The organism is Arthrobacter alkaliphilus, assembly GCF_021483235.1.
Taxonomy (GTDB): domain Bacteria; phylum Actinomycetota; class Actinomycetes; order Actinomycetales; family Micrococcaceae; genus Arthrobacter; species Arthrobacter alkaliphilus.
The window spans coordinates 48,915-70,978 of the sequence record NZ_JAKEEC010000006.1 but is presented as its reverse complement, the minus strand read 5'-3'; the positions used below and the strand labels follow the sequence as shown (position 1 = coordinate 70,978).

At 64.9% G+C, this 22,064-nt stretch carries 22 protein-coding genes; 17 read left to right on the top strand and 5 right to left on the bottom strand.

Annotated features, from left to right (window positions below; translation table 11 throughout):
- Positions 1–15: 15 nt before the first annotated feature.
- The 3 genes from L0B83_RS06605 to L0B83_RS06595 all read right to left on the bottom strand — a co-directional run bounded on the left by L0B83_RS06605 (position 16) and on the right by L0B83_RS06595 (position 3,423).
- On the bottom strand, positions 16–588 hold the full coding sequence (locus tag L0B83_RS06605; protein WP_234757616.1) for an HdeD family acid-resistance protein: 573 nt from the start codon (positions 586–588) through the stop codon (positions 16–18).
- A gap of 65 nt (positions 589–653) precedes the next feature.
- Positions 654–1,541, bottom strand: coding sequence for a S1C family serine protease (locus L0B83_RS06600; protein WP_234757615.1), 888 nt, complete (start codon positions 1,539–1,541; stop codon positions 654–656).
- A gap of 352 nt (positions 1,542–1,893) precedes the next feature.
- Positions 1,894–3,423 (bottom strand): PucR family transcriptional regulator, encoded by a 1,530-nt coding sequence (locus tag L0B83_RS06595; protein ID WP_234757614.1) that lies wholly within the window; start codon positions 3,421–3,423, stop codon positions 1,894–1,896.
- 417 nt (positions 3,424–3,840) lie between these two features.
- On the opposite strand from L0B83_RS06595, the gene dnaK reads away from it, so the two are divergent.
- The 15 genes from dnaK to L0B83_RS06520 all read left to right on the top strand — a co-directional run bounded on the left by dnaK (position 3,841) and on the right by L0B83_RS06520 (position 20,294).
- Entirely contained in the window at positions 3,841–5,739 is a 1,899-nt protein-coding gene (gene dnaK / locus L0B83_RS06590) for a molecular chaperone DnaK (protein WP_234757613.1), read from the top strand.
- A gap of 8 nt (positions 5,740–5,747) precedes the next feature.
- The gene (locus L0B83_RS06585; RefSeq protein ID WP_234757612.1) at positions 5,748–6,308 is read left to right on the top strand and encodes a nucleotide exchange factor GrpE; all 561 of its coding nucleotides are present in this window, start codon (positions 5,748–5,750) and stop codon (positions 6,306–6,308) included.
- The gene (locus L0B83_RS06580) at positions 6,301–7,236 is read left to right on the top strand and encodes a DnaJ C-terminal domain-containing protein (RefSeq protein ID WP_234757611.1); all 936 of its coding nucleotides are present in this window, start codon (positions 6,301–6,303) and stop codon (positions 7,234–7,236) included. Before L0B83_RS06585 ends, L0B83_RS06580 begins: the two co-directional genes overlap by 8 nt.
- The gene (locus L0B83_RS06575; protein ID WP_234757610.1) at positions 7,233–7,550 is read left to right on the top strand and encodes a chaperone modulator CbpM; all 318 of its coding nucleotides are present in this window, start codon (positions 7,233–7,235) and stop codon (positions 7,548–7,550) included. Before L0B83_RS06580 ends, L0B83_RS06575 begins: the two co-directional genes overlap by 4 nt.
- The gene (gene clpB / locus L0B83_RS06570) at positions 7,547–10,183 is read left to right on the top strand and encodes an ATP-dependent chaperone ClpB (protein WP_234757609.1); all 2,637 of its coding nucleotides are present in this window, start codon (positions 7,547–7,549) and stop codon (positions 10,181–10,183) included. The genes L0B83_RS06575 and clpB overlap by 4 nt, the downstream gene beginning before the upstream one ends.
- Positions 10,180–10,608: a thioredoxin gene (gene trxA / locus L0B83_RS06565; protein WP_234757608.1), complete on the top strand. Its 429-nt coding sequence runs from the start codon at positions 10,180–10,182 to the stop codon at positions 10,606–10,608. Before clpB ends, trxA begins: the two co-directional genes overlap by 4 nt.
- A gap of 190 nt (positions 10,609–10,798) precedes the next feature.
- Positions 10,799–11,320, top strand: coding sequence for an RNA polymerase sigma factor (locus tag L0B83_RS06560; protein WP_234757607.1), 522 nt, complete (start codon positions 10,799–10,801; stop codon positions 11,318–11,320).
- Positions 11,317–12,270 carry a hypothetical protein gene (locus L0B83_RS06555; RefSeq protein ID WP_234757606.1) on the top strand — a complete coding sequence of 318 codons (954 nt, stop codon included), beginning with the start codon at positions 11,317–11,319 and terminating at the stop codon, positions 12,268–12,270. Before L0B83_RS06560 ends, L0B83_RS06555 begins: the two co-directional genes overlap by 4 nt.
- Before the next feature lie 89 nt (positions 12,271–12,359).
- The gene (locus L0B83_RS06550) at positions 12,360–13,118 is read left to right on the top strand and encodes a LamB/YcsF family protein (RefSeq protein WP_234757605.1); all 759 of its coding nucleotides are present in this window, start codon (positions 12,360–12,362) and stop codon (positions 13,116–13,118) included.
- An 8-nt stretch (positions 13,119–13,126) separates the two neighbouring features.
- Positions 13,127–14,818: a 5-oxoprolinase subunit B/C family protein gene (locus L0B83_RS06545; RefSeq protein WP_234757690.1), complete on the top strand. Its 1,692-nt coding sequence runs from the start codon at positions 13,127–13,129 to the stop codon at positions 14,816–14,818.
- On the top strand, positions 14,811–16,574 hold the full coding sequence (locus L0B83_RS06540; protein WP_234757604.1) for an acetyl/propionyl/methylcrotonyl-CoA carboxylase subunit alpha: 1,764 nt from the start codon (positions 14,811–14,813) through the stop codon (positions 16,572–16,574). The genes L0B83_RS06545 and L0B83_RS06540 overlap by 8 nt, the downstream gene beginning before the upstream one ends.
- 49 nt (positions 16,575–16,623) lie before the next feature.
- Complete coding sequence (locus L0B83_RS06535; RefSeq protein ID WP_234757603.1) at positions 16,624–17,301, top strand: GntR family transcriptional regulator; 678 nt, start codon at positions 16,624–16,626, stop codon at positions 17,299–17,301.
- 210 nt (positions 17,302–17,511) lie between these two features.
- Entirely contained in the window at positions 17,512–18,225 is a 714-nt protein-coding gene (locus tag L0B83_RS06530) for a DUF969 domain-containing protein (protein ID WP_234757602.1), read from the top strand.
- Positions 18,222–19,193 (top strand): DUF979 domain-containing protein, encoded by a 972-nt coding sequence (locus L0B83_RS06525; RefSeq protein ID WP_234757601.1) that lies wholly within the window; start codon positions 18,222–18,224, stop codon positions 19,191–19,193. Before L0B83_RS06530 ends, L0B83_RS06525 begins: the two co-directional genes overlap by 4 nt.
- Before the next feature lie 18 nt (positions 19,194–19,211).
- Positions 19,212–20,294 carry a DUF2891 family protein gene (locus L0B83_RS06520; RefSeq protein ID WP_234757600.1) on the top strand — a complete coding sequence of 361 codons (1,083 nt, stop codon included), beginning with the start codon at positions 19,212–19,214 and terminating at the stop codon, positions 20,292–20,294.
- Between the two features lie 51 nt (positions 20,295–20,345).
- Here L0B83_RS06520 and L0B83_RS06515 read toward each other — a convergent pair whose 3' ends face one another.
- Positions 20,346–20,795 (bottom strand): DUF1931 family protein, encoded by a 450-nt coding sequence (locus tag L0B83_RS06515; protein ID WP_234757599.1) that lies wholly within the window; start codon positions 20,793–20,795, stop codon positions 20,346–20,348.
- A 222-nt stretch (positions 20,796–21,017) separates the two neighbouring features.
- Here L0B83_RS06515 and L0B83_RS06510 point away from each other — a divergent pair, with 222 nt between their 5' ends.
- Positions 21,018–21,161: a hypothetical protein gene (locus L0B83_RS06510; protein WP_234757598.1), complete on the top strand. Its 144-nt coding sequence runs from the start codon at positions 21,018–21,020 to the stop codon at positions 21,159–21,161.
- Between the two features lie 151 nt (positions 21,162–21,312).
- The gene (locus L0B83_RS06505; protein ID WP_234757597.1) at positions 21,313–21,594 is read left to right on the top strand and encodes a hypothetical protein; all 282 of its coding nucleotides are present in this window, start codon (positions 21,313–21,315) and stop codon (positions 21,592–21,594) included.
- Between the two features lie 189 nt (positions 21,595–21,783).
- Here the strand turns inward: L0B83_RS06505 and L0B83_RS06500 are convergent, their stop codons facing one another.
- Entirely contained in the window at positions 21,784–22,023 is a 240-nt protein-coding gene (locus L0B83_RS06500) for a hypothetical protein (protein WP_234757596.1), read from the bottom strand.
- Positions 22,024–22,064: the final 41 nt, after the last annotated feature.

The window sequence follows — 22,064 nt, the reverse complement described above, 5'->3', positions numbered from 1 at the left end:
CGGCCGTTGCGGTTTTTAGCCCATCGAGAGCCGCGCACCCGAGCTGCCGCCCAGCCTGCGCAGCCCGGCACCGGAAACGACCAGGAGAATTCCGAAGAGAATTGCGAAGGATGAGAGCAGGCCCAGGAGACTCAGGATGCCCGCGCCGGGAAGAACGACCAAAAAGAGGCCGAAAAGAGGAGTGACGACACCTGTGATCAGCCAGAGCCACCATTGTCCGACGGTCTTTCTAACTTCGAAGGCAAGTGCGATCTGGGAAACACCCAGAATGACCGCCCACAGGCCGATGACGAACGCCAGCGAGAGGGCAGTGATGCCCGGCCAGACCAATGCGGCGAGACCCGCGAATACGGAGATGACGCCGCCCACTATTTGCCAGACGGGCCGGCGCCCCTTGCGCTTGACGTAGTGCGCGATATTCGTGACGCCGTCAACGATGGCGTAAATTCCGAAGAGGACCACGAGCGCGAGTACGGAGACCCCGGGCCAGACGACAACCAAAATGCCGAATAGAACGGCCGCGATGCCCCGAACAATCAACGCAGTTCCGGATCCCTTGAATAATTGTTGTACCAGTGCGTCAGACATAGCCAAACCTCTGTTTCTGGAAATGGTGCATTCGTAAACTTGCTGGCCTGAACCTTCGAACGGATCTATCGCTTCGCAGTGTTGTCCAACGTGACTTTTACTGACTTCGTCTCCTGCCCGCGCTGGAACTCGACATCGGACTGCTGTCCCGGTTCTTTCTTGCGTATGGCCGCCAGAAGGTCGGTCACATTGGCGATTTTTTGTCCGTCAAACTGGACGATGATGTCTCCTGGCTGCAGCCCCGCCTTGGCTGCCGGTCCGCCTTGGGCAACTTCGATAACCAGCGCGCCAGACGTTCTGGGAAGACTCAAGCGGCTTGCCACCTCAGGGGAAATGTCGGTCGGAATAATCCCAAGGACGGCATGCGCGGCCACGCCGCTCTTCAGTATCTGGTCCGCGACGTCGGTCACCGTCGCGGCGGGGGTCACGAACCCGATCGACACGGCCCCTGAGCTGGGCGGCAGATAGGCTTCTGAGAGCCCGATGATCTCGGATTTGCTGTTGACCACTGCTCCGCCCGAATTGCCCGGGGAGATAGGCGCGTCGGTCTGGATGAGGTCGATAAGTCCCGGCGAACCCTCCGACGGTGGCATATTGCGGTGGAGGGCGGAAATGATGCCGGCCGTGACGGTTTCTTCCAGCCCCAGCGGACTGCCAATGACAACCGCCAGCTGTCCAACTATCGGAAGCGTTGTCGGAAACCTGGCGGCCGGGAGGTTGTTGCGGTCAGCTTTCACCACTGCCACGTCGGTGGGGTCGTCGACACCGACGACGGTGGCTACCGCCTGGGATCCGTCCGCGAAGTGGATCTGGACAGTCTTGAACGGCTTCTTTTGCTGGTCCTCCACGACGTGGGCGTCGGTGACGATGGTGCCATCACTCCGGTAGACCACGCCGCTGCCAATGCCGCCGGAGGTCTGAATCGTTACTACAGAAGGCTCGACTTCTCTCACGATCCCCGGCACGGCTGAAAGGTCCCCTGTGGAACTGGAACCGTCGGCGCTGGAGGATTGCGCTGCCGGAGCCGGTGGTGGCCCTGTGCATGCTGACCCGACAATGAGTAATCCTGCTCCCAGAATCGCGGACCATGCCCTCCTGCTGCGCCCTGGCGGCGGGAGCGGGGCCTCGCTCTCGGTGGCCGTTGGTCTGCTCATACTCATTGGAGTCCCGTCGCCTTCTATGGATGTCGATGGCCACATGTACCAGTCTGAGTCTCCGCCGTTGCCACCAAACCCGCATGGCCCCGGCACGCCGAAAAACAGCCAGAATTTGAGTCCGACAGGTCAACTTGGGCGGTGCAAGGGCTCAGTTCGTCCGCGCGGCCCGCAGGCGCCAGGCACGGGTGGCGACGTGCAGGTTGAGGCGGGTCTCGGGGTCACCTAGTTCAAAACCGGTGATCTGACGGATGGACTTCAGCCGGTACCGCAGGGTGCTCCGGTGAATGGCGAGGCTGACCGCCGTGTCGTCGTAGTTGCCGCCATGATCCAGGAACTGCGCCAAAGTGTGCACCAGATCGGATCCCCGGCGGGCATCGTTGCCCTGGAGTGCGCCGAGCCACTCCTCGACATAGCCGGAGAGGTCGGTTTCGTTCCCAGGCATGTCAAGGATTCGGTAGATCCCCAGCTGGTCGTAGCGGGTGATCCCGTAGGGGTCGGTGGAATGTACCCGGATTTGCAGTGCACGCAGGGCTTCTGCGTATGAGCGTGGGATCTGTGTGACATCCCGGCTCGGACCTCCGATGCCCACAGCTCCGGTGGCGCTGCGCAGCGTCCGTGCCGCAATGGTAAAGAGTTCCGTGTCGAGCGGCTCTCCCGTAACTACAGCGAGTGTTGTGTCCGAATGCCGTGACACGAGCGCAGGGATCTGGAGTTCGCGCAGTGTCCTGCGCAGCGCCACCGCCACGGTATCGTCCGTTCTTGGCGGTTGCCACTGAGCAACAATGACGTGCTGCGGCCCCCTGATGTCGTATCCCAATGCCTCGGCCCGCAAGACCGCGGTCTCTTCATCCAGTCCGGACACGAGTTCAAACACCAGGTCGCGCCCCAGTTTCAGTTCAAGCTGCGCGATGCTGCGGCGGTGCGAGAGTTCAACCTGCAGGAGCCGCGTTCCATACTCCAAGGCGAAGACGTCGTCGGCCGTGTAAGGCCTGCCGTCCTCGACCAAGCACATTGCCCCAAGCACGTCCGTGGCCGGCAGAACCAGCGCCACGAGCCCTCGGGGTTCTTGGACCGGCAATCCGAAGGCGAGCCAGAGCTGCGCCGTCCGGGACCTGTCCGACGGGCTGGGCCGGGGGTACGGACGTCCGGATTTGGTACCGACGGCGGCTCGGATATTGCCGAATCCGTCCTCAGTGCAGACAGAGCGTCCAGTCAGCACCGACAGCACTTCCGCCAGAAGGGACTCGCGGGAGCCCATTTGACCAAGCGGGGCGGTAAGGGCGCCATTCAGTGCGTTCTGGATCGACGTTCGGGTTTCGAGCTGCAGTACCGTTGCCGAGAGGATACGCACGCGATCGTCCAGCTCCGCCACCTCGGGGGCATCGGAGACTGCGGCCGAGTGCGCCCGCTGGTGTGGTCCTGCTGCTTCCTCGACTGCGCCGGGGGCAGATGGCGCAGCTATTGCGCGTAGCTCGATCATCTGCGCCGGACTCGGAGCCGTGCGGGCATGCAGGACAAGGCAGCCATTCAGCTCACCATTGTCGCGAAAAGTCGAAAGCGCGTAACGCCAGCCCGGGCCGGTGGATGTACCTTTGGTATCCGTTCCTTCGACCTGGGGGTCGTCGTGGTGCTGGGCGGTCGGCATCAGGTTCGCGACCGGAAGCAAGTGACCGTCCATCACCAGATAGCAAGCTCCCACATGGCAGAATCCCAGTGCTGACACGGATTGTGTGGCCTTACCGAGAATCGCCTCAGCCGTTGGTCGATCGAACATCCAGGTTACCTGCCGGTCTCTGTCCGCAGTTGAGGGAGTCGTTCGTGGGCGAGATGCGTGGCGGCGGATCCCCGTCATCCCAGGTTTTCGACACTACGCCTGTGAAACCTATTCTGATAGGTCAGTTTGCTTATGGATATTTGGACCCGGGAGGTCATGCCGTCATTTCCCGGTAAAGGGCAGACTCGACCCTATAAGGCCACATGACAACGCCCTCTGTGCCTCGCGGCCCCTCAGGAGAGGGCACGGAATCATGCGGTGGAATCTCGGGCGGACGTCGCCAGATGACTGCAACGCGCGCCCCCAGGACCGGAGCGAGTCATGGCCAAAGCAGTAGGAATTGATCTTGGAACAACCAATTCAGTGATCGCCGTCTGGGAAGGCGGGGAAGCCCGGGTTGTACCCAACGCAGAAGGAGCCCGTACCACGCCCTCGGTTGTGGCATACACGGACAGCGGGGAACGGCTGGTGGGGCAACTGGCACGCCGCCAGGCGATTCTCAACCCCAAAGGAACTATCACGTCGGCCAAGCGGTTTATCGGCCGGCACTATGACGAGATAACTGATGAAGCCAAGGCCGTAAGTTTCGACGTTGTAGCTGATGACAACGGCGTGGCGCGTTTCCAGGTTCAGGGCAAGAAGGTGGCACCCGAAGAGGTCAGCGCGCTCGTCCTCCGCAAGCTGGTGGACGACGCGGCGAAGCAGCTGGGCGAAAAAGTGACGGAGGCCGTCATTACGGTGCCTGCATACTTCAACGATGCACAGCGCACCGCCACCAAGGACGCGGGCAGGATCGCCGGGCTGGAAGTACTTCGCATCATCAACGAGCCGACTGCAGCGGCCTTGGCCTACGGCATCGATAAACGTCAACATGAGACGGTTTTGGTTTTCGACCTTGGCGGCGGAACCTTCGATGTGAGCCTGCTGGACGTGGGGGACGGGGTTGTGGAGGTCCGCTCCACGGCGGGCGACACGCACCTTGGCGGAGACGATTTTGACCGCCGCCTTGTCGACTACCTGGCCGACGAATTCCAAAAGCAGGAGGGCATCGACCTGCGTTCGGACGCACAGGCATTGCAACGCTTGTTCGAGGCGGCCGAGAAAGCGAAGGTGGAGCTCAGTTCCGTGACCCAGGCCCAGGTCAACCTTCCCTTCGTCACTGCCGACGCCACGGGCCCAAAGCATTTGACCACCACAGTTCGGCGGTCCGTTTTTGAAGACATCACCCATGACCTGGTGGAACGCACCATGGGGCCGGTCAAGCAGGCCATGACGGACGCCAAGGTTACGGCCAACGACATCGATGAAGTAATTTTGGTCGGCGGCTCCACCCGTATTCCCGCGATACAGGACCTCGTGCGTCGTCTGACCGGCGGCAAAGATCCCAACATGAGCGTCAATCCGGATGAGGTCGTGGCCATCGGTGCGGCCATCCAGGCCGGCGTACTCAAGGGAGAAGTTTCGGACGTCCTGCTCCTGGACGTTGTGCCACTTTCCTTGGGCGTCGAGACGCGGGGCGGCGTGATGACAAAGATCATCGAGCGCAACACGACCATCCCGGCCAGACGCAGCGAGGTGTTCTCCACGGCTGACGATAACCAGCCGGCGGTGGACGTGGTGGTCTTGCAGGGGGAGCGGGAACTGGCGGCGGATAACCGGGTATTGGGCCGGTTCCAGCTGACCGATATCCGGCCCGCGCCCCGGGGCGAACCGCAGATCGAAGTCACGTTCGACGTCGACGCCAACGGCATTCTGAACGTCACCGCCCGTGACAAGGACACGGGCAAGGAACAGGGCATCACTATCAGCGAAGGCTCAAACCTCGACGCCAAGGAAGTCGAACGCATGATTGCCGAGGCCGATTCCCACAGAAGCGAAGACCTGAAGAACCGGGAGCGGATCGACACTCTCAACGAACTCGATGCGGCGGCATACCGCGTTGAGCGGGCCGTGAATGAGCACGGCGATGCAGTCCCGGTGCACGACAAGGCCCGCGCGGAGCTGCTGGTAGGCCAGGCTCGCGACGCCGTCAGCAACCAGGCGGATGTTGGCACTGCGCGGGAGCTGATTTCCGAGCTTCAGCAGCTACAGGCGGCACTAAGTGCCTCGGCTGCCGCCGGGGCCACTGCAGGGGCAGCTCCGGGAGCCTCATCTCAGCCCGGCGGGTTCACCGCTGCAGAGGACGATGACATCGTCGATGCAGAATTCGACCGTGGCTAAGAACGGCCATGAGCGAGCAGGCGGGGCCGGCTGGACAGGTCCATCCAGGAGGTGATGGGGCTGAAGCCGCCGCACCCAATGAGACCGCCGCACCCAATGAGAGGGAAGCCGACGCGAAGGCGCACGCGGATGCGCTGGCCAAAATGGAGGACCAGTGGCGCCGCGCGCTCGCTGATGCAGACAATGCGCGAAAGCGCGCCATCCGGGACGGGGCACAGCTAAGGGCGCAGGAGCGTGCAGCGGTCTCTTTGGCGTGGCTGCCCGTCCTGGACAATCTCGAGTTGGCCTTGGCCCACGCACCGTCCGACGGAGATGCGCTCGCTGATGGCGTAGCCGCCATTCGGTCCCAGGCCATAGACACTCTTGCCCGCCTGGGCTTCCTGCGGATCGACGCCGAGAACGTCCCTTTCGACCCCCGGATTCACGAAGTGGTCAGTGTCTCCGAAACGGACGAGGCTCCTCCCGGGACTGTGCTGACTGTACTGCGGCCGGGCTATGGCAGTCCGGACACCACCCTCAGGCCGGCCGCCGTCGTTGTGAGCCGGGCGGTGAATGCTGAACGTGGCTAAGGACCCATATTCCGTTCTCGGCCTCTCCCGGACGGCCGACCCCCAGGAGATCCAGCGCGCCTACCGCAAGCTGGCGCGAAAATATCATCCGGACGTCAACCGCGAGCCGGACGCCGCCGACCGGTTCAAGGAAATCGGCGAGGCCTACAGCACTCTTTCGGATCCCGAAACGAAGGCGCGGTACGACCGTTTCGGAGCTGATTTCCGACAGTACAGCGGTGCCGGTCCGGCTGGAGGCGCTCCGCGCTGGGGTGCTGGCGGCCCTCGGCCCGGCCCAGGGCCGGGACGGAGCGGGTACGGCAATGTCAACGTCAATATGGGTGGCGACGTCGACTGGGAGGACCTGCTCGGAGGCTGGTTCCGTCAGCAGGGAGCCGGCCCGGCGCAGGGGGCGGACCATGAAGCCGAGCTTCGGCTGACCCTCGAAGAGGCGATCCGTGGCGGACGGCGCACCGTCCGCTTGGCCCAGCCGGGCGGCGAAACGCGGGATTACGAAGTGGACGTACCCCCTGGTGTGCTGGACGGCCAGCGCATCCGCCTCGTGGGGGAGGGCGCGGCAGGCCGTGAAGGCGGTCCGCCGGGCGACCTGTCCCTCACGGTGCGCATCCAGCCGGACGCCAGATACCGCCTCAAGGGGCGGGACATCCACTTCGACTTTCCCGTCACGCCGTCGGAAGCCGCTCTAGGGGCCAAGATCAAGGTCAACGCGCCCGCGGGACCGGTCACCATCACCATTCCCGAGGGCTCTTCCAGCGGGCGCAGACTTCGGCTGCGAGGTCAGGGCATGCCCGACCGGAGGGGCCAGCCGGGAAACCTCTACGCGGAGATCCGCGTCATGGTGCCGCCGCGGCTGAGCAGCAAGGTGCGCAAGCTATACGAGGAGCTTGCCGCCGTATCCGACTTCCACCCGAGGGAGGGGCTCCTATGAGCCGAAATTATCCGCTCGCCTATCCATGGCGGCTGAATCTCGAGGCCGTTGCACGCAGCAGCGGGGTCCACCCCGACGTCGTCATGCGGTTCGTAGACCTGGATTTGATTCGGCCGCTCGGCGGAAACGCCCCGGGCGGACCCTGGTTCAGCCTCGGGGCCCCCGAACTCATAGCGCGTGTCATGAGACTCCATTCGGAACTGTCGCTGAACTACGCGGCAATCCCGCTCGTACTGGACCTGCTGGTGCGGGTCGATTCCCTTGAACGACGACTGGTTGAAATTACTCAGGTGGAAGGGACAGCTTCACGATGAACATGGAGAGCTTGACGCAAAAATCGCAGGAGGCCTTGGCGGAGGCTCAACGGATCGCCGGACGCAACGGGCACACTGAGACCGACGGCGAACACCTGCTGCTGGCACTGCTGGAGCAGGAAGATGGCCTTGTCCCGCGGCTGCTAGCGGGGATGCAGGTGGATGTGGACGGGCTGAGGGCTGCCGTGGAAGCAGAACTGAGGCGCAAGCCAAAGGTCACCGGCCCGGGAGCGGCACCGGGCCAAGTGTATGTGAGTCGAAGGCTGGGCGCACTCCTGGACGCCGCCGAACGTGAAGCCAAGCGTCTCAAGGACGAGTATGTCTCCGTGGAGCACCTGTTCGTGGCCTTGGCGGAGGAAGGACGGTCCACTGCGGCCGGAAGGGTGCTGGCTGAACACCGGATCACCCGTGAGGCGTTCCTGTCGGTCCTGACCCAGGTGCGGGGAAACCAGCGCGTCACGTCGGCGACGCCGGAGCAGACCTACGAGGCGCTGGAGAAGTACGGCCGCGATCTGGTGGCGGACGCACGCTCCGGAAAACTGGATCCTGTCATCGGCCGCGATGCGGAAATCCGGCGGGTCGTGCAGATACTTTCCCGCAAGACCAAAAACAACCCGGTGCTCATCGGTGAGCCTGGTGTCGGCAAGACCGCCATTGTCGAGGGACTGGCCCAGCGGATCGTCCGGCAGGATGTGCCGGAAGGGTTGAAGAACAAGACCATCTTCTCGCTCGACATGAGCGCTCTCGTGGCGGGTGCCAAGTACCGCGGCGAGTTCGAGGAGCGGTTGAAGGCAGTACTGTCCGAGGTGCTGGCGGCCGAAGGCAGGATCCTGCTCTTTGTTGACGAGCTGCACACCGTCGTCGGGGCGGGGGCGACAGAGGGGTCGATGGACGCCGGGAATATGCTGAAGCCAATGCTGGCCCGCGGGGAGCTGCACATGATCGGCGCCACCACCCTCGACGAATACCGGAAACACATAGAGTCGGATGCGGCGTTGGAACGGCGCTTCCAGCCAGTCACGGTTGACGAGCCCGACGTCGAGGACGCCATTTCCATTCTCCGCGGGCTGCGGGAACGGCTTGAGGTCTTCCACGGCGTACGGATCCAGGACAGTGCCCTGGTGGCTGCGGCTACCCTGTCCCACCGGTACATCACTGACCGGTTCCTTCCGGACAAGGCCATTGACCTCGTGGACGAGGCGTGCGCCCGGCTGCGTACGGAAATTGACTCGATGCCGGCGGAACTGGATGAACTCACCCGGAAGGTTACGCGGCTCGAAATAGAGGAGGCGGCACTCTCCAAGGAGACCGATCCTGCCAGCAAGACCCGGCTCGAGGAATTGAGGCGTGAATTGGCGGACCTTCGGGCCGATGCCGACGCGAAGAGGGCACAATGGGAGGCCGAGCGGCAAGCGATTCACAAGCTGCAGGAAATCCGCAGTGAACTGGAGCGGGTGCGGCAGGACGCGGAGGAAGCCGAGCGGAACTACGATCTTAACCGCGTCGCGGAGCTACGCTACGGCAAGCTTGCCGACCTGGAACGGCGGCTGGCCGCCGAGGAGGACCGGCTGACCGCGAAACAAGGCGAGAAACGCCTGCTCCGCGAGGTGGTGACGGAGGACGAGATCGCCGACATCGTCGCGGCCTGGACAGGCATACCGGTCGCACGGCTCAAGCAGGGCGAACGTGAAAAAGTCCTGCACCTGGATGAAATCCTGCGCACCCGCGTCGTGGGGCAGGAAGAAGCAATTAGCGCGGTGTCGGACGCCATCATCCGCGCCCGCTCCGGTATCCGCGATCCCCGCCGGCCCATCGGCTCCTTCATTTTCCTCGGCCCGACGGGCGTCGGGAAGACCGAGCTTGCCAAGGCGCTGGCCGCGGCGCTGTTCGACAGTGAGGGCGCGATGATCCGGCTGGACATGAGTGAGTACCAGGAGCGCCACACCGTGAGCCGGCTGCTGGGAGCGCCTCCCGGCTACATCGGTTATGACGAAGGAGGGCAGCTCACGGAAGCGGTACGCCGGAAGCCGTACTCTGTGGTGCTGTTCGACGAGGTGGAAAAGGCCCATCCGGACATCTTCAACACCTTGCTGCAGGTCCTCGACGACGGACGGATTACGGACTCGCAGGGCCGCACGGTCGATTTCCGCAACACCGTCATCATCATGACCTCAAATATCGGCTCCCAGTATCTTTTGGAAGGCTCGGCAGAGGGCGGGGCGATCACCGAGGAGGCGCGGGGCAGGGTGATGGGTGAACTCCGGGCGCACTTCCGTCCCGAGTTCCTGAACCGCGTGGACGATACAGTGCTGTTCGCACCCCTCGGACTGCAGCAAATCGAGCGCATCGTTGATCTGCAATTCCAACAGCTGCGGCAGCGGCTGGCCGAGCAGCAAATAGAGCTGCATCTGACCGAGGAAGCGCGGCTTCTGATAGCCGAACGCGGCTTCGACCCGGTCTATGGAGCCAGGCCGTTGCGCCGCTATATTTCCCATGTGGTGGAAACGCAGGTGGGCCGGGCCCTGCTTCGTGGAAGCATCGCGGAAGGAGGGGCGGTCACGGTGACCGCATCCGGAGGGGAACTAGTGGTTGACTACAGTGCGATGGAGCTCGAAGGGGCCGGAGCCTCATGAACAAGGCCATCATCCAATGTCCGCATTGCGGCAAATCCAACCGCGTGCCGGCCGTCGCCGAGGGCCGGCCACGCTGCGGCAATTGCCACCGGGAGCCGCCCTGGGTTGTTGAGGCCGGCGACGACGACTTTACCGAGATCGCCGAACGGTCCGGCGTTCCGGTGCTCGTGGACTTTTGGGCGGTGTGGTGCGGACCTTGCCGGATGGTGAGCCCGGTGCTTGACCAGTTGGCGCACGAACGCGCGGGGCAGATCAAGCTCGTAAAGGTCGACGTCGACCACTCACCGCAGCTCTCCGCCAGGTTCGGCATTCAGGCAGTGCCAACGCTGATGGTCATCGTCGACGGCAAGATTGTCGCGCGGCAGGCCGGCGCAGCTCCCGCCCCCGCGTTGAGGTCCTGGCTGGAGGGTGCCCTCACGAACTGACGGAAAGGCAGCCTTGGTCTCGGCGACGCGCTGCGTCAGGACAGGCTGGCCTTGAGTACGGCCTGGTCGCCTCCGCAGCTCCCTAAGTCGTGGCCGCTCTGATGGGCAACCTTTTTGCAATCTTTTTATCGTGCGCAGATTTCTCCAAGATTCCCGTTACAGTTTGTTCGCTGCCGGACATTAACAGGGCATGAGCTTGCAAACGATGGGGGAACGTGTGGATCGGGAGAGGGAAAACCGGTTCCTGGCCGTTCACACAGCGGCCCACGACCGTATCTACCGCTATTTTCGGCGCAGGACGGACGACGCCGCCACCGCGGAGGACCTGTGCGCGGAGGTTTTCAGGATTGTCTGGGAAAAGTCCGGACACAGCGATGATCTCTCAGTAATCGTCCTTTTCGGGGTGGCCAAGAACGTGCTCCGAAACCATGACAGGTCCTTGTCCCGGGCTGCCGGGCTCATGGGAGCCCTGCAGCTGCAGCGCATCCATGAGCCCGCCGAGGAATCCGCCGTTCTGGAAAGCATCGACCGCCTGGCCCCGAAAGACCGGGAGGTGTTGCTGCTGACGTACTGGGACGGACTCTCCGCCGGCGAAGTGGCCCAACTGCTCAACACATCAGCGGCCGCTGTGCGAATGCGTTTACACCGGGCCCGCAAGGAACTCACCCGAATACTTCAGCAACAGACAGTGTCAGAAGGAGCAGCAGAATGAGCAACAGAATGCGCCCGGACCAATCCGCCGCCGATCTGCTTGCAGCCGCCGATCCTGCTCTCACGATCACTGAGGAGGAGTTGACCCGCAGCCGCCAGCGTTCCCTGTCGTTCGTGAATTCCGAAATCACCCACATCGCCGCGGGCGGCTCCGTTCATGACTTCCACCGCGCACCGGCCAAACGCCATTGGGGGCGTTTCGCCGCTGCCGGGCTTGCAGCAGCGGCCGTCGCGGCATGCGTACTCCTGGCCCCGAACCTAGTGTCCGGTCAGGTCAATAGCGCAGCCCCGGCCGACCAGCCCGCCGCCACCGCAACGGCCACAGCAAGGGCGACGGCGGCGCCAGCACCGGACCCTTCGGCCACGAGCGCTAGCGCGGGGACCACTTCGCCGGACGGAGCCGTGCCCTCCCCGCCGGACGCAACCGTGCCCTCCGCGCCGGACGGAGCCGTGCCCTCCCCGGGGCCGTTCAGCGCCGTGAATGCTGAGGACTACCGCTCGGAATCAGGCTTTGGCGACTACTTCGCGGGCTACTACTTCGCGTCACCGAGCGGGAACCTGCTGTGCGGCATCCTCAACGACTACCCCAAGCTGCAGAACAACAACGCGAATGTGGTTGGGTGCCAAGCCCAGTCGGTGGTCGCCAACCTGCCGCGCTGTGACGATCCGCGGGGCAACGGGCCATTTATCTCACTGACCACCGAGGGCGTGGTTGAGGCGAAGTGCTGGAACCAGGGTCTCTATGTCCTGCCTAACCCTAAAATCACCCCGACCCCGGGGGCTTACGGGGAAGTGAACGCCTCCGTCTTTACAAGAGTCCTCCAATACGGCCAGGAGATTCACGTCGGGACGTTCAGCTGCCAGTCCCAGGAGAAGGGGATTACCTGCCGGGAAGCGAGCACCGGGCATGCGTTCCTGGCATCCCGAGAGGAATTCGCGCAGATACCTTAGCGATAACCAGACCCCCCGTCGCGAGATTGTTGAACAATCGTCGGTTTTAGGGCATCCTTGAAGGACACCAAACCGAGACGGAGATCACAATGCCCAGCATCGATCTGAACAGCGACGTAGGCGAGTCCTTTGGGAACTGGTCCTTCGGCGACGACGCCGCCATTTTTGAAAGCGTGTCCAGCGCCAACGTCGCCTGCGGCTTCCACGCCGGCGATCCCGTCGGCATCATGGCCACGTGCCAGGCTGCCGTGAAGGCCGGCGTCACCGTCGGCGCCCATCCTGGCTACCGGGACCTGGCCGGATTCGGCCGCCGTTTCGTCGACATGACCCCGGCTGAGCTCACCGCAGATGTCGTTTACCAGATCGGCGCAGTCCAAGCGATGGCCCTCGCTGCCGGAACCGCCGTCCGCTACGTTAAGCCGCACGGGGCCCTCTACAACACCATCGTGAACCATCCGCAGCAGGCCGGCGCCGTGGTTGCCGCCGTCCGGGCCGTGGACCCCACGCTGCCCCTTATGGTGCTGCCGAACTCCGAAATCCAGCACCAGGCCGAAGCCGCCGGGCTCCGGACCGTGGCCGAGGCGTTCGCCGACCGCGCCTACAATCCGGACGGCACCCTGGTCTCCCGGCGCGAACCCGGGGCCGTGCTCCACGAGGTGGCGGACGTCGTCGAGCACGTCCTGCGCCTGGCCAACGACGGCGTGGTCCGAGCCATCGACGGCTCCTTGGTCCCGGTCAAAGCCGAAAGCATCTGCCTGCACGGCGACACCCCCGGGGCCGTGGCCATGGCCGCCGCGGTCCGCGCGGCACTGCTGGACGCCGGCATACAGATCCGGAGTTTCGCCTAGCCATGACCATGCAGCAGCACGAACCTCAAGCCGGCGCGCCCGCCGGCCTGACCGGGATCAGGGCCGCCGGTGACCGTGCCATCCTGGTGGAGCTGCCGTCCCTCCAGGCCGTCCTCAGCCTCCAGGCGCAGCTCACCGCGCACCCGCAGCCGGGCCAGTTCGACGTCATCGCCGCCGCCGGAACAGTCCTCATCACAGCGGATTCGACCCAGGCGATACAGGCACTGGCCGCACATGTACGCGGCTTGGACCTGGCGGCCCCCGCGGAAACTGACAGCACGCTGGTCACCATCGATGTGGTGTACGACGGCGAGGACCTGGACGAGGTGGCGGCCCTCACCGGGCTGGGCCGCGAGGGAGTGGTGGCAGCCCACACAGGCCAGCTGTGGACCGCGGCATTCGCCGGCTTCGCTCCGGGCTTTGCCTACCTCACGGGCGAGGATTCCAGCCTGGAGGTTCCGCGCCGCCGGTCGCCGCGTACGGCTGTTCCTGCGGGCGCTGTTGCCTTGGGCGGAGCCTACTCGGCGGTCTACCCCCGGCAGTCGCCGGGCGGCTGGCAGCTGATCGGTCGGACCGATGCAGCCATGTGGGATCTGGGCCGGGAGAGCCCTGCGCTGATCCGTCCCGGCAATACAGTCCGGTTCCACGCCGTCCGTGCCCAGGCCGCGGTGGCTCCACAGAACGTTAATCAGCAGCACGTGAATAAGCAGCAGCCCAAGCCCAGCGACGCCGCGGCCGAAGAGCAAGCCACCGAAGGCCTCGCCGTCCGCAAGCCCGGGCTGCAGGCCACCATCCAGGACCTCGGCCGCCCGGGCTACGCAGCGCTCGGCGTGAGCAGCGCCGGCGCCATGGACCTCGGAGCGCTACGTCGCGCGAACCGCTTAGTGGGCAACCCGGAGGACGCCGCCGGGATCGAACTCCTCTTCGGCGGACTTGAACTTGTTGCCCTCAGCGACCAGGTCATTTCTGTCACCGGAGCAGCCGTTCCGCTGGCGGTCACGCGCCCGGACGACGAACAGGCCGGCGATGAGCGGCCGGACGCTATGCGGCAGCCGGCGTGCGACGCCCCCTTCGCCCTCCTGGCAGGGGAGCAGCTCACGGTGGGCACTCCCACTGCGGGTCTGCGCTCCTATATAGGTGTCCGCGGCGGACTCGGTGGACCCGAAGCCCTGGGCAGCCGTTCCAGGGACACGATGTCCGGCATCGGCCCCGAACCGCTTCAAGCGGGCACTGTCCTGACCGTGGGAACCCCCAAGCCGGGCAGCGTCGTGGGCAACCCCGAAATCTCGCCCCTCCCGGACCAAACCCAGGCCACGGTGCTGCGCGTGGTCCCCGGACCCCGGCAGGACTGGTTCAGCGCCGAAACGCTGCAGGACTTCCTGACCCAGGAGTGGACGGTCACATCCCAATCGAACCGGATCGGGCTGCGGCTGAAAGGCAACGCGCTCACCCGTAGCCGGGACGGCGAACTTGCCAGCGAAGGAACCGTCCGCGGCGCTGTGCAAGTGCCCCCGGAAGGCCAGCCGGTCCTGTTCTTGTCAGACCACCCGGTGACCGGCGGATACCCGGTGATCGCCGTCGTCGTCCACGCGGACCTGGACAAAGCGGCACAACTTCCCCCAGGCACCCACGTGCGGTTCGCCGCTGCGGCGCTCCCGGCTGACCTGCCCGAAATACTTAAGGAAACCTCCCATGCGTAAAGTCCTCATTGCCAACCGCGGCGAGATCGCCGTCCGGATCGCCCGCGCTTGCGACGATGCAGGCCTGGACAGCGTGGCCGTCTACGCCGATCCCGACGCCGACGCGCTGCACGTCTCCGTAGCCTCCGAAGCTTACTCGCTGGACGGCTCCAAGCCGCAGGAAACCTACCTGGACATCGAGAAAATCCTTGCTGTCGCCGAGAAAAGCGGTGCCGACGCCGTCCACCCCGGCTACGGCTTCCTGTCCGAGAACGCCACCTTCGCCCAGGCGGTCATCGACGCGGGTCTGACCTGGATTGGCCCTTCGCCGGAGACCATCCGGCTCCTGGGCGACAAGGTCAGCGCCCGCGAGGTGGCCGTCCGCGCCGGCGCCCCCCTCGCCCCGGGCAGCGACGGTCCGGTGGCCAGCGCCGCCGAAGTCCGGACCTTTGCTGAACAGGTAGGCCTCCCGGTTGCCATCAAGGCTGCCTTCGGCGGCGGCGGCCGGGGCCTGAAGGTGGTCCGTAACCAGGCCGACATCGAGGAAAGCTTTGACTCGGCGGTGCGTGAATCCCTGGCCGCCTTCGGCCGTAGTGAGTGCTATGTGGAGAAGTTCCTGGACCGCCCCCGCCACGTGGAAGCCCAGGTCATCGCGGACACGCACGGAAACGTGGTGGTGGTGGGAACGCGTGACTGCTCGCTGCAGCGCCGCCACCAGAAGCTCGTGGAGGAGGCGCCCGCGCCCTTCCTCACCCCCGAACAGCGTGCTGCCATCCACGACTCGGCCAAGGCGATCTGCCGCGAGGCCGGATACGTGGGTGCAGGCACCGTGGAGTACCTGCTGGACGGCTCGGGCTTCCTGAGCTTCCTGGAGGTGAACACCCGGCTGCAGGTGGAGCATCCCATCACCGAGGAGACCTCGGGCGTGGACCTGGTGGCCGCCCAGCTGGCCATCGCGGCGGGGGAGAAGCTTCCCATCCTGGAGGACCCGGAACCACAGGGCCATTCGTTCGAGTTCCGGATCAACGCCGAGGACCCGGGCCGGGGCTTCCTGCCGTCCCCGGGCTCTGTCACGGAGTTCGAAGTGCCCACCGGGCCGGGGATCCGCGTAGACACCGGTGTCCGCGCCGGCTCTGTGGTGCCGGGGCAGTTCGACTCCCTGCTTGCCAAGCTCGTGGTCACCGGAGCGGACCGGCAGCAGGCCCTGCGCCGCGCCCGCCGGGCCCTGCGGGAGTTCCGCATCGGAGGCCTGGCCACCGTGCTGCCGCTCCACCGGGCCGTGCTCGAGGACCCGGACTTTACCCGCGCCGATGGGCTGGACATCTACACCACTTGGATCGAGAGCGAGTTCGCAACGGCCCTGGCTGCGGACCCAGCCTTCAGCCCGGCGGCGCCGGAGGAACCCCGCCGGACCATCGGCATCGAGGTGGACGGCAAGCGGATGGAGCTGGGACTTCCCAAGACGCTGCTGGATGCACTGCTCGACGGCGGCGCACGGCCACGTTCCGGAGCTCCCGTTACCGGAGCCCAGGACAACGGCGCGGAGACTGCCGCGGAGAAGCACGACGGCGATCTGCTGGCGACCATGGCGGGCACCGTAGTGAAGTGGCTGGCCCAGCCCGGGGCGTCAGTCGCGGAAGGGGAAACGGTGCTAGTGCTCGAAGCCATGAAGATGGAGACGGCCATTGCAGCCCACCGGGCCGGTACGCTCGGTGAGCAGTTAGCAGCGGCGGGGGACGCCGTCGCGCCCGGTCAGGTCCTCACCAGCATCGGGTAAGCGGCGATGCTGGCGCGGTGGCCCGGGTCCGGGCCGATATCGTGGTGCCATGACGTTTGACGAGGTGCTTGCCGATCTCCAAGCCCAGGCCAAGACCACTAAGCACGCCGAAACGGGCCTCTGGGTGGCGGCCCAGCTCCGTAGCCGCATCGAGGCCGGGAAGCTGAAGCCCGGCTCCAAGCTCGCCGAGGAAGCGCTGTGCGAGGCCCTTGGCGTGTCCCGCAATACCCTGCGGGAGGCGTTCACCGCGCTCCACGCGGAGCATATCGTCACTCGCATCCCCAACCGCGGAGTGTTTGTCGCCCATCCGACGGCGGACGACGTCCGGGAGATCTACCGCGTCCGCCGCTTCTTGGAGCCCGCGGCGGTGCTGTGGGCGGGGGACACGTCAATGGAGCGGTTGTCGGGAATCATCAAAGCGGCGAGGGCCGCCGCCGCAGAGGGGGACATCTCCGGCATGGCCAGCGCCAACCAGGACTTCCATCGTGCCATCGTGGACCGCGCGGGCAGTGAGCGGCTCAACAGCCTCATGGACCAGGTCCTGGCCGAAATGCGGCTGGTATTCCACTCCATGGCTGCCAATCCGGCCTTCCACGAGCCGTACGTCGAGGACAACGCCAAGATTGTGGAGCTTCTGGAAGCGGGGAACCTGGCCGCGGCAGCGGACTTCCTGGCCGCCTACCTGGACCGCGCCGAGGCGCAGCTGCTCGCCGCCGTCGAACGGTAGCCAAAACTTTTCCCCGGGAGGGGTTGTAGGATTGTTGAACAAAACGGTATGCTGTAAATCACACCGTTGTTCTGCAGCTCACTAAAACCTGCAGCTTTGACGTGACCGGGGCTCCCGCCCCTCGGCGCCGCCCAACCCTTCAACCGGGCCACGGACGCGCCGGCCCCCACTTTCGCAGACCCGTCACGGGTCCCCTGGGAAGGGATAACCATGCTTGTACTCATCGGGGTGCTCCTGGTGATCGTTGGCTTCGCCATCCGCCTGAACCCCCTGATTGTCGTCACCGTCGCCGGCATTGTCACGGCACTGCTGGGCGGCATGAACCCCGCACAGATCCTCGACTCGTTCGGCACCGGATTCGCCAACAGCCGCTCGGTCACCATCTTCGTTGCGGTGCTGCCGGTGGTGGGCATCATTGAGTTCTTCGGGCTGCAGGAGCAGGCCAAGATCCTCATCGGCCGCCTTGCCAAGCTGACCGCGGGCCGCGTCCTGATCGGGTACCTGGCTGTCCGCCAGATTACCGCCGCCGTGGGCCTGAACAGCATCGGCGGCCACGCCCAGACCGTCCGCCCGCTGGTGTTCCCAATGGCAGAGGGCGCAGCGTTGCGCCGCTACGGCCACGTGCCGGAGAAGATCAGCGAGAAGATCAAGGGCCACTCCGCAGGCGCTGACAACGTGGGGGTCTTCTTCGGTGAGGACGTCTTCGTGGCCGTCGGCTCCATCCTGCTGATCACCACGTTCGTGGACACCACCTACCACCTGCACCTGGAACCGCTCCAATTGGCGCTCTGGGCCATCCCCACCGCCATCGCAGCCTTCCTCATCCACGGGTTCAGGCTGCTGCGCCTGGACAAGCAATTGGACAAGGAATACCGCGAGTACGAGCTCACCGCCCAGAAGGAAACCGCAGGAGAAGCCAAATGATCAACGTTGAAGCGGTTTACTGGCTGATCGGCATTCTCTTTGTCGCGTGGGCATCCTTGATTGCCGCCGACACCAACCACCCCCGCCGCTGGGGCAGCTCGGCCTTCTGGGGCCTGTTGGGCCTGTGCTTCTTCTATAGCACCTGGGTCCAGGCGGGCACCGCCCCGGGCTGGATCCTGGGCATCGCCGTCCTGGTCCTGGTGGTCCTGGCCTCCACCGGGCTGTTGGGCCACGGCAAGCACCGCACCACCACCGGCCCGGAGCGGGAGGCTTTCGCCAAGCGCTTCGGCAACAAGCTCTTCATCCCCGCCCTGACGCTGCCCCTGGTTACAGTGATCCTGGTGCTGGCTGCGCCGGTACTGGTGATCGGCCGCACCCCGCTGCTCGATCCCAAGAACACCACCCTGGTGGCCCTGGCCATCGGTGCCGTGGCGGCCGTCGTCGTCGCCCTTTTGATCCTCAAGCCCAAGAACCCGGCGACGCCCATTTTCGAAAGCCGCCGCATCCTCGAATCGATCGGCTGGGCCGCGCTGCTGCCGCAAATGCTCACCACGCTGGGCATCCTCTTCACCAAAGCGGGCGTAGGAACTGCTGTGGGCACGCTCGCTTCCGGGCTGCTTCCTAAGGGCTCGCTGATCGCCGGCGTGGTCGTGTACTGCGTGGGCATGTTCCTGTTCACCGTGCTCATGGGCAACGGGTTCGCCGCGTTCCCCATCATGACGGCCGCGATCGGCTGGCCCGTCCTGGTACAGACCTTCCACGGCGACCCGGCCATTGTCTTCGCCATCGGCATGCTCGCCGGCTTCTGCGGGACGCTGTGCACGCCCATGGCCGCCAACTTCAACCTGGTACCGTCCGCGCTGCTCGAAATGGACAACAAATACGGCGTCATCGCGGCACAGGTGGGCACCGCCATCCCGCTGCTCGCAGTCAACATCGGGCTGATGTACTTCCTGGCCTTCCACTAAACCCCGCAAAGGAACACCATGGACAACGATTTTCGCGCACAGGCGGCACCGGGATACGCGGCCGTGGTGCTGGGCAACCTTTCCGAGCCCTACCCGCACTCGGCGCACCACATCCAGGTTTCGGCTAACGACCGGCCCACTCCGGAGCAGATCCACCCCGCGTTCTACACTTCCTTCGACTGGCATTCCTGCGTGCACATGCACTGGCTGGGGGTGAGCCTGCTCGGCGGTGCTCCCGGCTCGCCCTTGGACGGAGCGTCCGACGGCGGCACGAAGGCTTGGGTGGACAGCCCCACGGCCGCGTCGTTGCGGGAAGCGCTGGGCGCCAACCTGACCACGGCCAAGCTCGCGGTGGAACGCGACTACCTCGTGGCCAACCCGTCCTGGGAGCGGCCGTACGGCTGGGCCTGGCTTATGCGGCTGGCGGCCACGTGTTCTGCCTCGGATGATCCTCAGATCCCGGAATGGGGCGCCGCGCTGGAGCCCTTGGTCGATGCAGTGGCGGAGCTGAGCGCGGCGTGGCTGGCCAAGGCGCAGTACCCCGTCCGGCACGGCCTGCACACCAACGCGGCCTTCGGAGTGGGTTACATGCTGGATGCCTTCCGGTCACTGGGCCGGGATGATGCAGCGAAGGCATGCGAAGAAGCAGCGCGCGCCTGGTTTGGCAACGACCGCGGCTGGCCGGGCGACTGGGAGCTCAGTGGCCAGGACTTCCTCTCCGCAGGACTGAGCGAGGCGGACCTGATGCGCCGCATTCTGTCCGCCGACGAGTTCGCCGCATGGTTCGCCGGTTTCCTGCCGGGACTCTCAGCAGAGTCGCGGATCCTGCAGCCCGTCAGCGTGACGGACGAGACCGACGGATACCTGGTGCACCTGCACGGGCTGAACCTGACCCGCGCCGGACAGGTCGCCCGAATCATCGCGACGCTTCGCGGATCCGGCAGTGCCGAGGCTTCCGCTGTTGCTGCCGTGCTCCGTCAGGCACTCGATCCGATGCTCAAGGCCGGGCTTGCCGGGCTGGAGAGCGGCGACTTCATGTCCACGCACTGGCTGGCCAGCTTCGCATGGGACGCACTGGAATCCGTGGTAGCGCTGGACTGACCGATTCTTTGGACAAAGTGCGCGCGGCCGCCCTATAGCAGCGCGGCCGCCCTATAGTAGGAGGTCAAATACCTGCTCGGCCTTTTCCCAGTGCGGCGTTTGTGGGTTCTTGACCTTGTCGTCGAGGAGGCGGAAGCACCGCGCCAGGGCGACGCCCAGGCCGCCCGAGACCTGCGGGAGCCCTTCTCTGGTCTCCTCGCTGTATTCGAGGTCCAGCGGTGGCCGCTCGGTCAGCCTGGCCAAAATGGGCGCAAGTTCAACTGTCTGGTCGATCTTGCGATAGGCGTGCATGCACTCCTGGAGGCCCTTCGTGATGGGGAGGTCGCTCGGCTCGATAATGTCGCGGCCGTTTGCTCTGGCCGAGGCTTCGGCCCGCACGAGCAGGTTGTAGGTTCTGTCGCCGACGAAGTCGTGAAAGCGCTTCAGGTCGTTCTTGTCGATATCCAGGCTGGCCGCTTGACGGAAGAATTGTTTGAACTGGGGTATGCCCATGAGGCTCATGGCTAGTTGTCCTGACGTGGTGTGGATGGACGGCATGTGCGCCCGGAGTGGAGTTCCGAAGGAGTCGGCTAGATCACCTCAAGCAGACGTTTGTGGATAGGCAAGGGCGCGGCGCGATAGACCTAGTGGATCGCCGGGCCGTGATGCTCACAAGACGGACGGTAGTCCCGTCCGGCATCGGCGTGTTTGTTCAATCTACTCCGCCGGAACAGGAGACGATAGGTGGAACCGGCCCAGGAGCTCAGCCACATCGGGCAGCCCACGGTAAAGCTCGTCACAACCGGCTTTGACACCCGGGCCCTCGAATCCGAGGGCTGGCGCAAGGTCCACCCCAATGTCCTCGTCGGCCGAGCGACGCGCCCATAAGGTGTCCCTGCCGGAAGTGGTGCGAATCCCTGCCCCGGCGAAGAATAGCCGCTTTTGGAGGGTTCAGTCGGGGCTAGCCGCCGTAAACTTGACAGTACGGATTTAATCCGAGCGATCCATCACCGATATTCCGCTTATGTAGGAGTTCACTATGGCAACCACCCAGCAGGAAAAAGACACGAGCACTACCACGCGGTCCGGCGACGATCGCGCGACCGACACCTCCCAAGGCACCGCGGGGACGACCATCACGATCCCGTCATTTCAATCCATGATGCCGGTGTCCGACGCCTTCGAGCCAAAGCATCTTTTGTGGTTCGGTGGCCTTGCCGTGGCCGGAGTCGTCGGCGTCCTCGAATGGCCCGTCGTGGCAGCTGTCGGTGTCGGAAGCTACGTGGCTGAACGCTTCGCCCGCTCAGCAAACCGCCGCTAGTCATCGCCAGGGGAGCGCGTTCAGGCTCCCCTGAGCCCGACTGACCTTCGCGTCAGGACATCCCCGGGTCCTGACTGCGGGGCCGGGAAATTTTACAACCCGCGCCGAAAATTTGGCGCAGCCTTATTCCGCGCCGAAAATCTGGCGCCGACTTATTGGACGCCAAAAGACTTGGCGCCGAATTAATCTTTAGTGGGCAATCGCAAGTGCGTCGCCCAGGCCTCGCAAGAAAGCATTGGTGCTTCCTGCGAACAGCCGTGCGATCGCGAACAGGGCCGCGAGAGGCCATTCGAGCATTCCCACGGCAACAAGTACGCCCATGCCGCCGAGGAAGGCCAGTGTCTGGACTCCGGGCAGGGTGATTGTGCCGATGCCTTCGAAATGGAGATGGATCGGGCCGCGGGAGAGCCCTGACGTCATGGTGTTCATCGTTGGTTCCTTTGGAGCATCCGGCTGACGCCAAGCGCAGG

Coding starts and splice junctions, on each gene's coding strand:
- L0B83_RS06520 (WP_234757600.1), top strand. CDS start 19,212: ATGGACAACGATTTTCGCGCACAGGCGGCACCGGGATACGCGGCCGTG.
- L0B83_RS06540 (WP_234757604.1), top strand. CDS start 14,811: ATGCGTAAAGTCCTCATTGCCAACCGCGGCGAGATCGCCGTCCGGATC.
- trxA (WP_234757608.1), top strand. CDS start 10,180: ATGAACAAGGCCATCATCCAATGTCCGCATTGCGGCAAATCCAACCGC.
- L0B83_RS06505 (WP_234757597.1), top strand. CDS start 21,313: ATGGCAACCACCCAGCAGGAAAAAGACACGAGCACTACCACGCGGTCC.
- L0B83_RS06595 (WP_234757614.1), bottom strand. CDS start 3,423: ATGGACGGTCACTTGCTTCCGGTCGCGAACCTGATGCCGACCGCCCAG.
- L0B83_RS06525 (WP_234757601.1), top strand. CDS start 18,222: ATGATCAACGTTGAAGCGGTTTACTGGCTGATCGGCATTCTCTTTGTC.
- L0B83_RS06500 (WP_234757596.1), bottom strand. CDS start 22,023: ATGAACACCATGACGTCAGGGCTCTCCCGCGGCCCGATCCATCTCCAT.
- L0B83_RS06545 (WP_234757690.1), top strand. CDS start 13,127: ATGCAGCAGCACGAACCTCAAGCCGGCGCGCCCGCCGGCCTGACCGGG.
- L0B83_RS06560 (WP_234757607.1), top strand. CDS start 10,799: ATGAGCTTGCAAACGATGGGGGAACGTGTGGATCGGGAGAGGGAAAAC.
- L0B83_RS06585 (WP_234757612.1), top strand. CDS start 5,748: ATGAGCGAGCAGGCGGGGCCGGCTGGACAGGTCCATCCAGGAGGTGAT.
- L0B83_RS06535 (WP_234757603.1), top strand. CDS start 16,624: ATGACGTTTGACGAGGTGCTTGCCGATCTCCAAGCCCAGGCCAAGACC.
- clpB (WP_234757609.1), top strand. CDS start 7,547: ATGAACATGGAGAGCTTGACGCAAAAATCGCAGGAGGCCTTGGCGGAG.
- L0B83_RS06530 (WP_234757602.1), top strand. CDS start 17,512: ATGCTTGTACTCATCGGGGTGCTCCTGGTGATCGTTGGCTTCGCCATC.
- L0B83_RS06605 (WP_234757616.1), bottom strand. CDS start 588: ATGTCTGACGCACTGGTACAACAATTATTCAAGGGATCCGGAACTGCG.
- L0B83_RS06550 (WP_234757605.1), top strand. CDS start 12,360: ATGCCCAGCATCGATCTGAACAGCGACGTAGGCGAGTCCTTTGGGAAC.
- dnaK (WP_234757613.1), top strand. CDS start 3,841: ATGGCCAAAGCAGTAGGAATTGATCTTGGAACAACCAATTCAGTGATC.
- L0B83_RS06515 (WP_234757599.1), bottom strand. CDS start 20,795: ATGAGCCTCATGGGCATACCCCAGTTCAAACAATTCTTCCGTCAAGCG.
- L0B83_RS06555 (WP_234757606.1), top strand. CDS start 11,317: ATGAGCAACAGAATGCGCCCGGACCAATCCGCCGCCGATCTGCTTGCA.
- L0B83_RS06575 (WP_234757610.1), top strand. CDS start 7,233: ATGAGCCGAAATTATCCGCTCGCCTATCCATGGCGGCTGAATCTCGAG.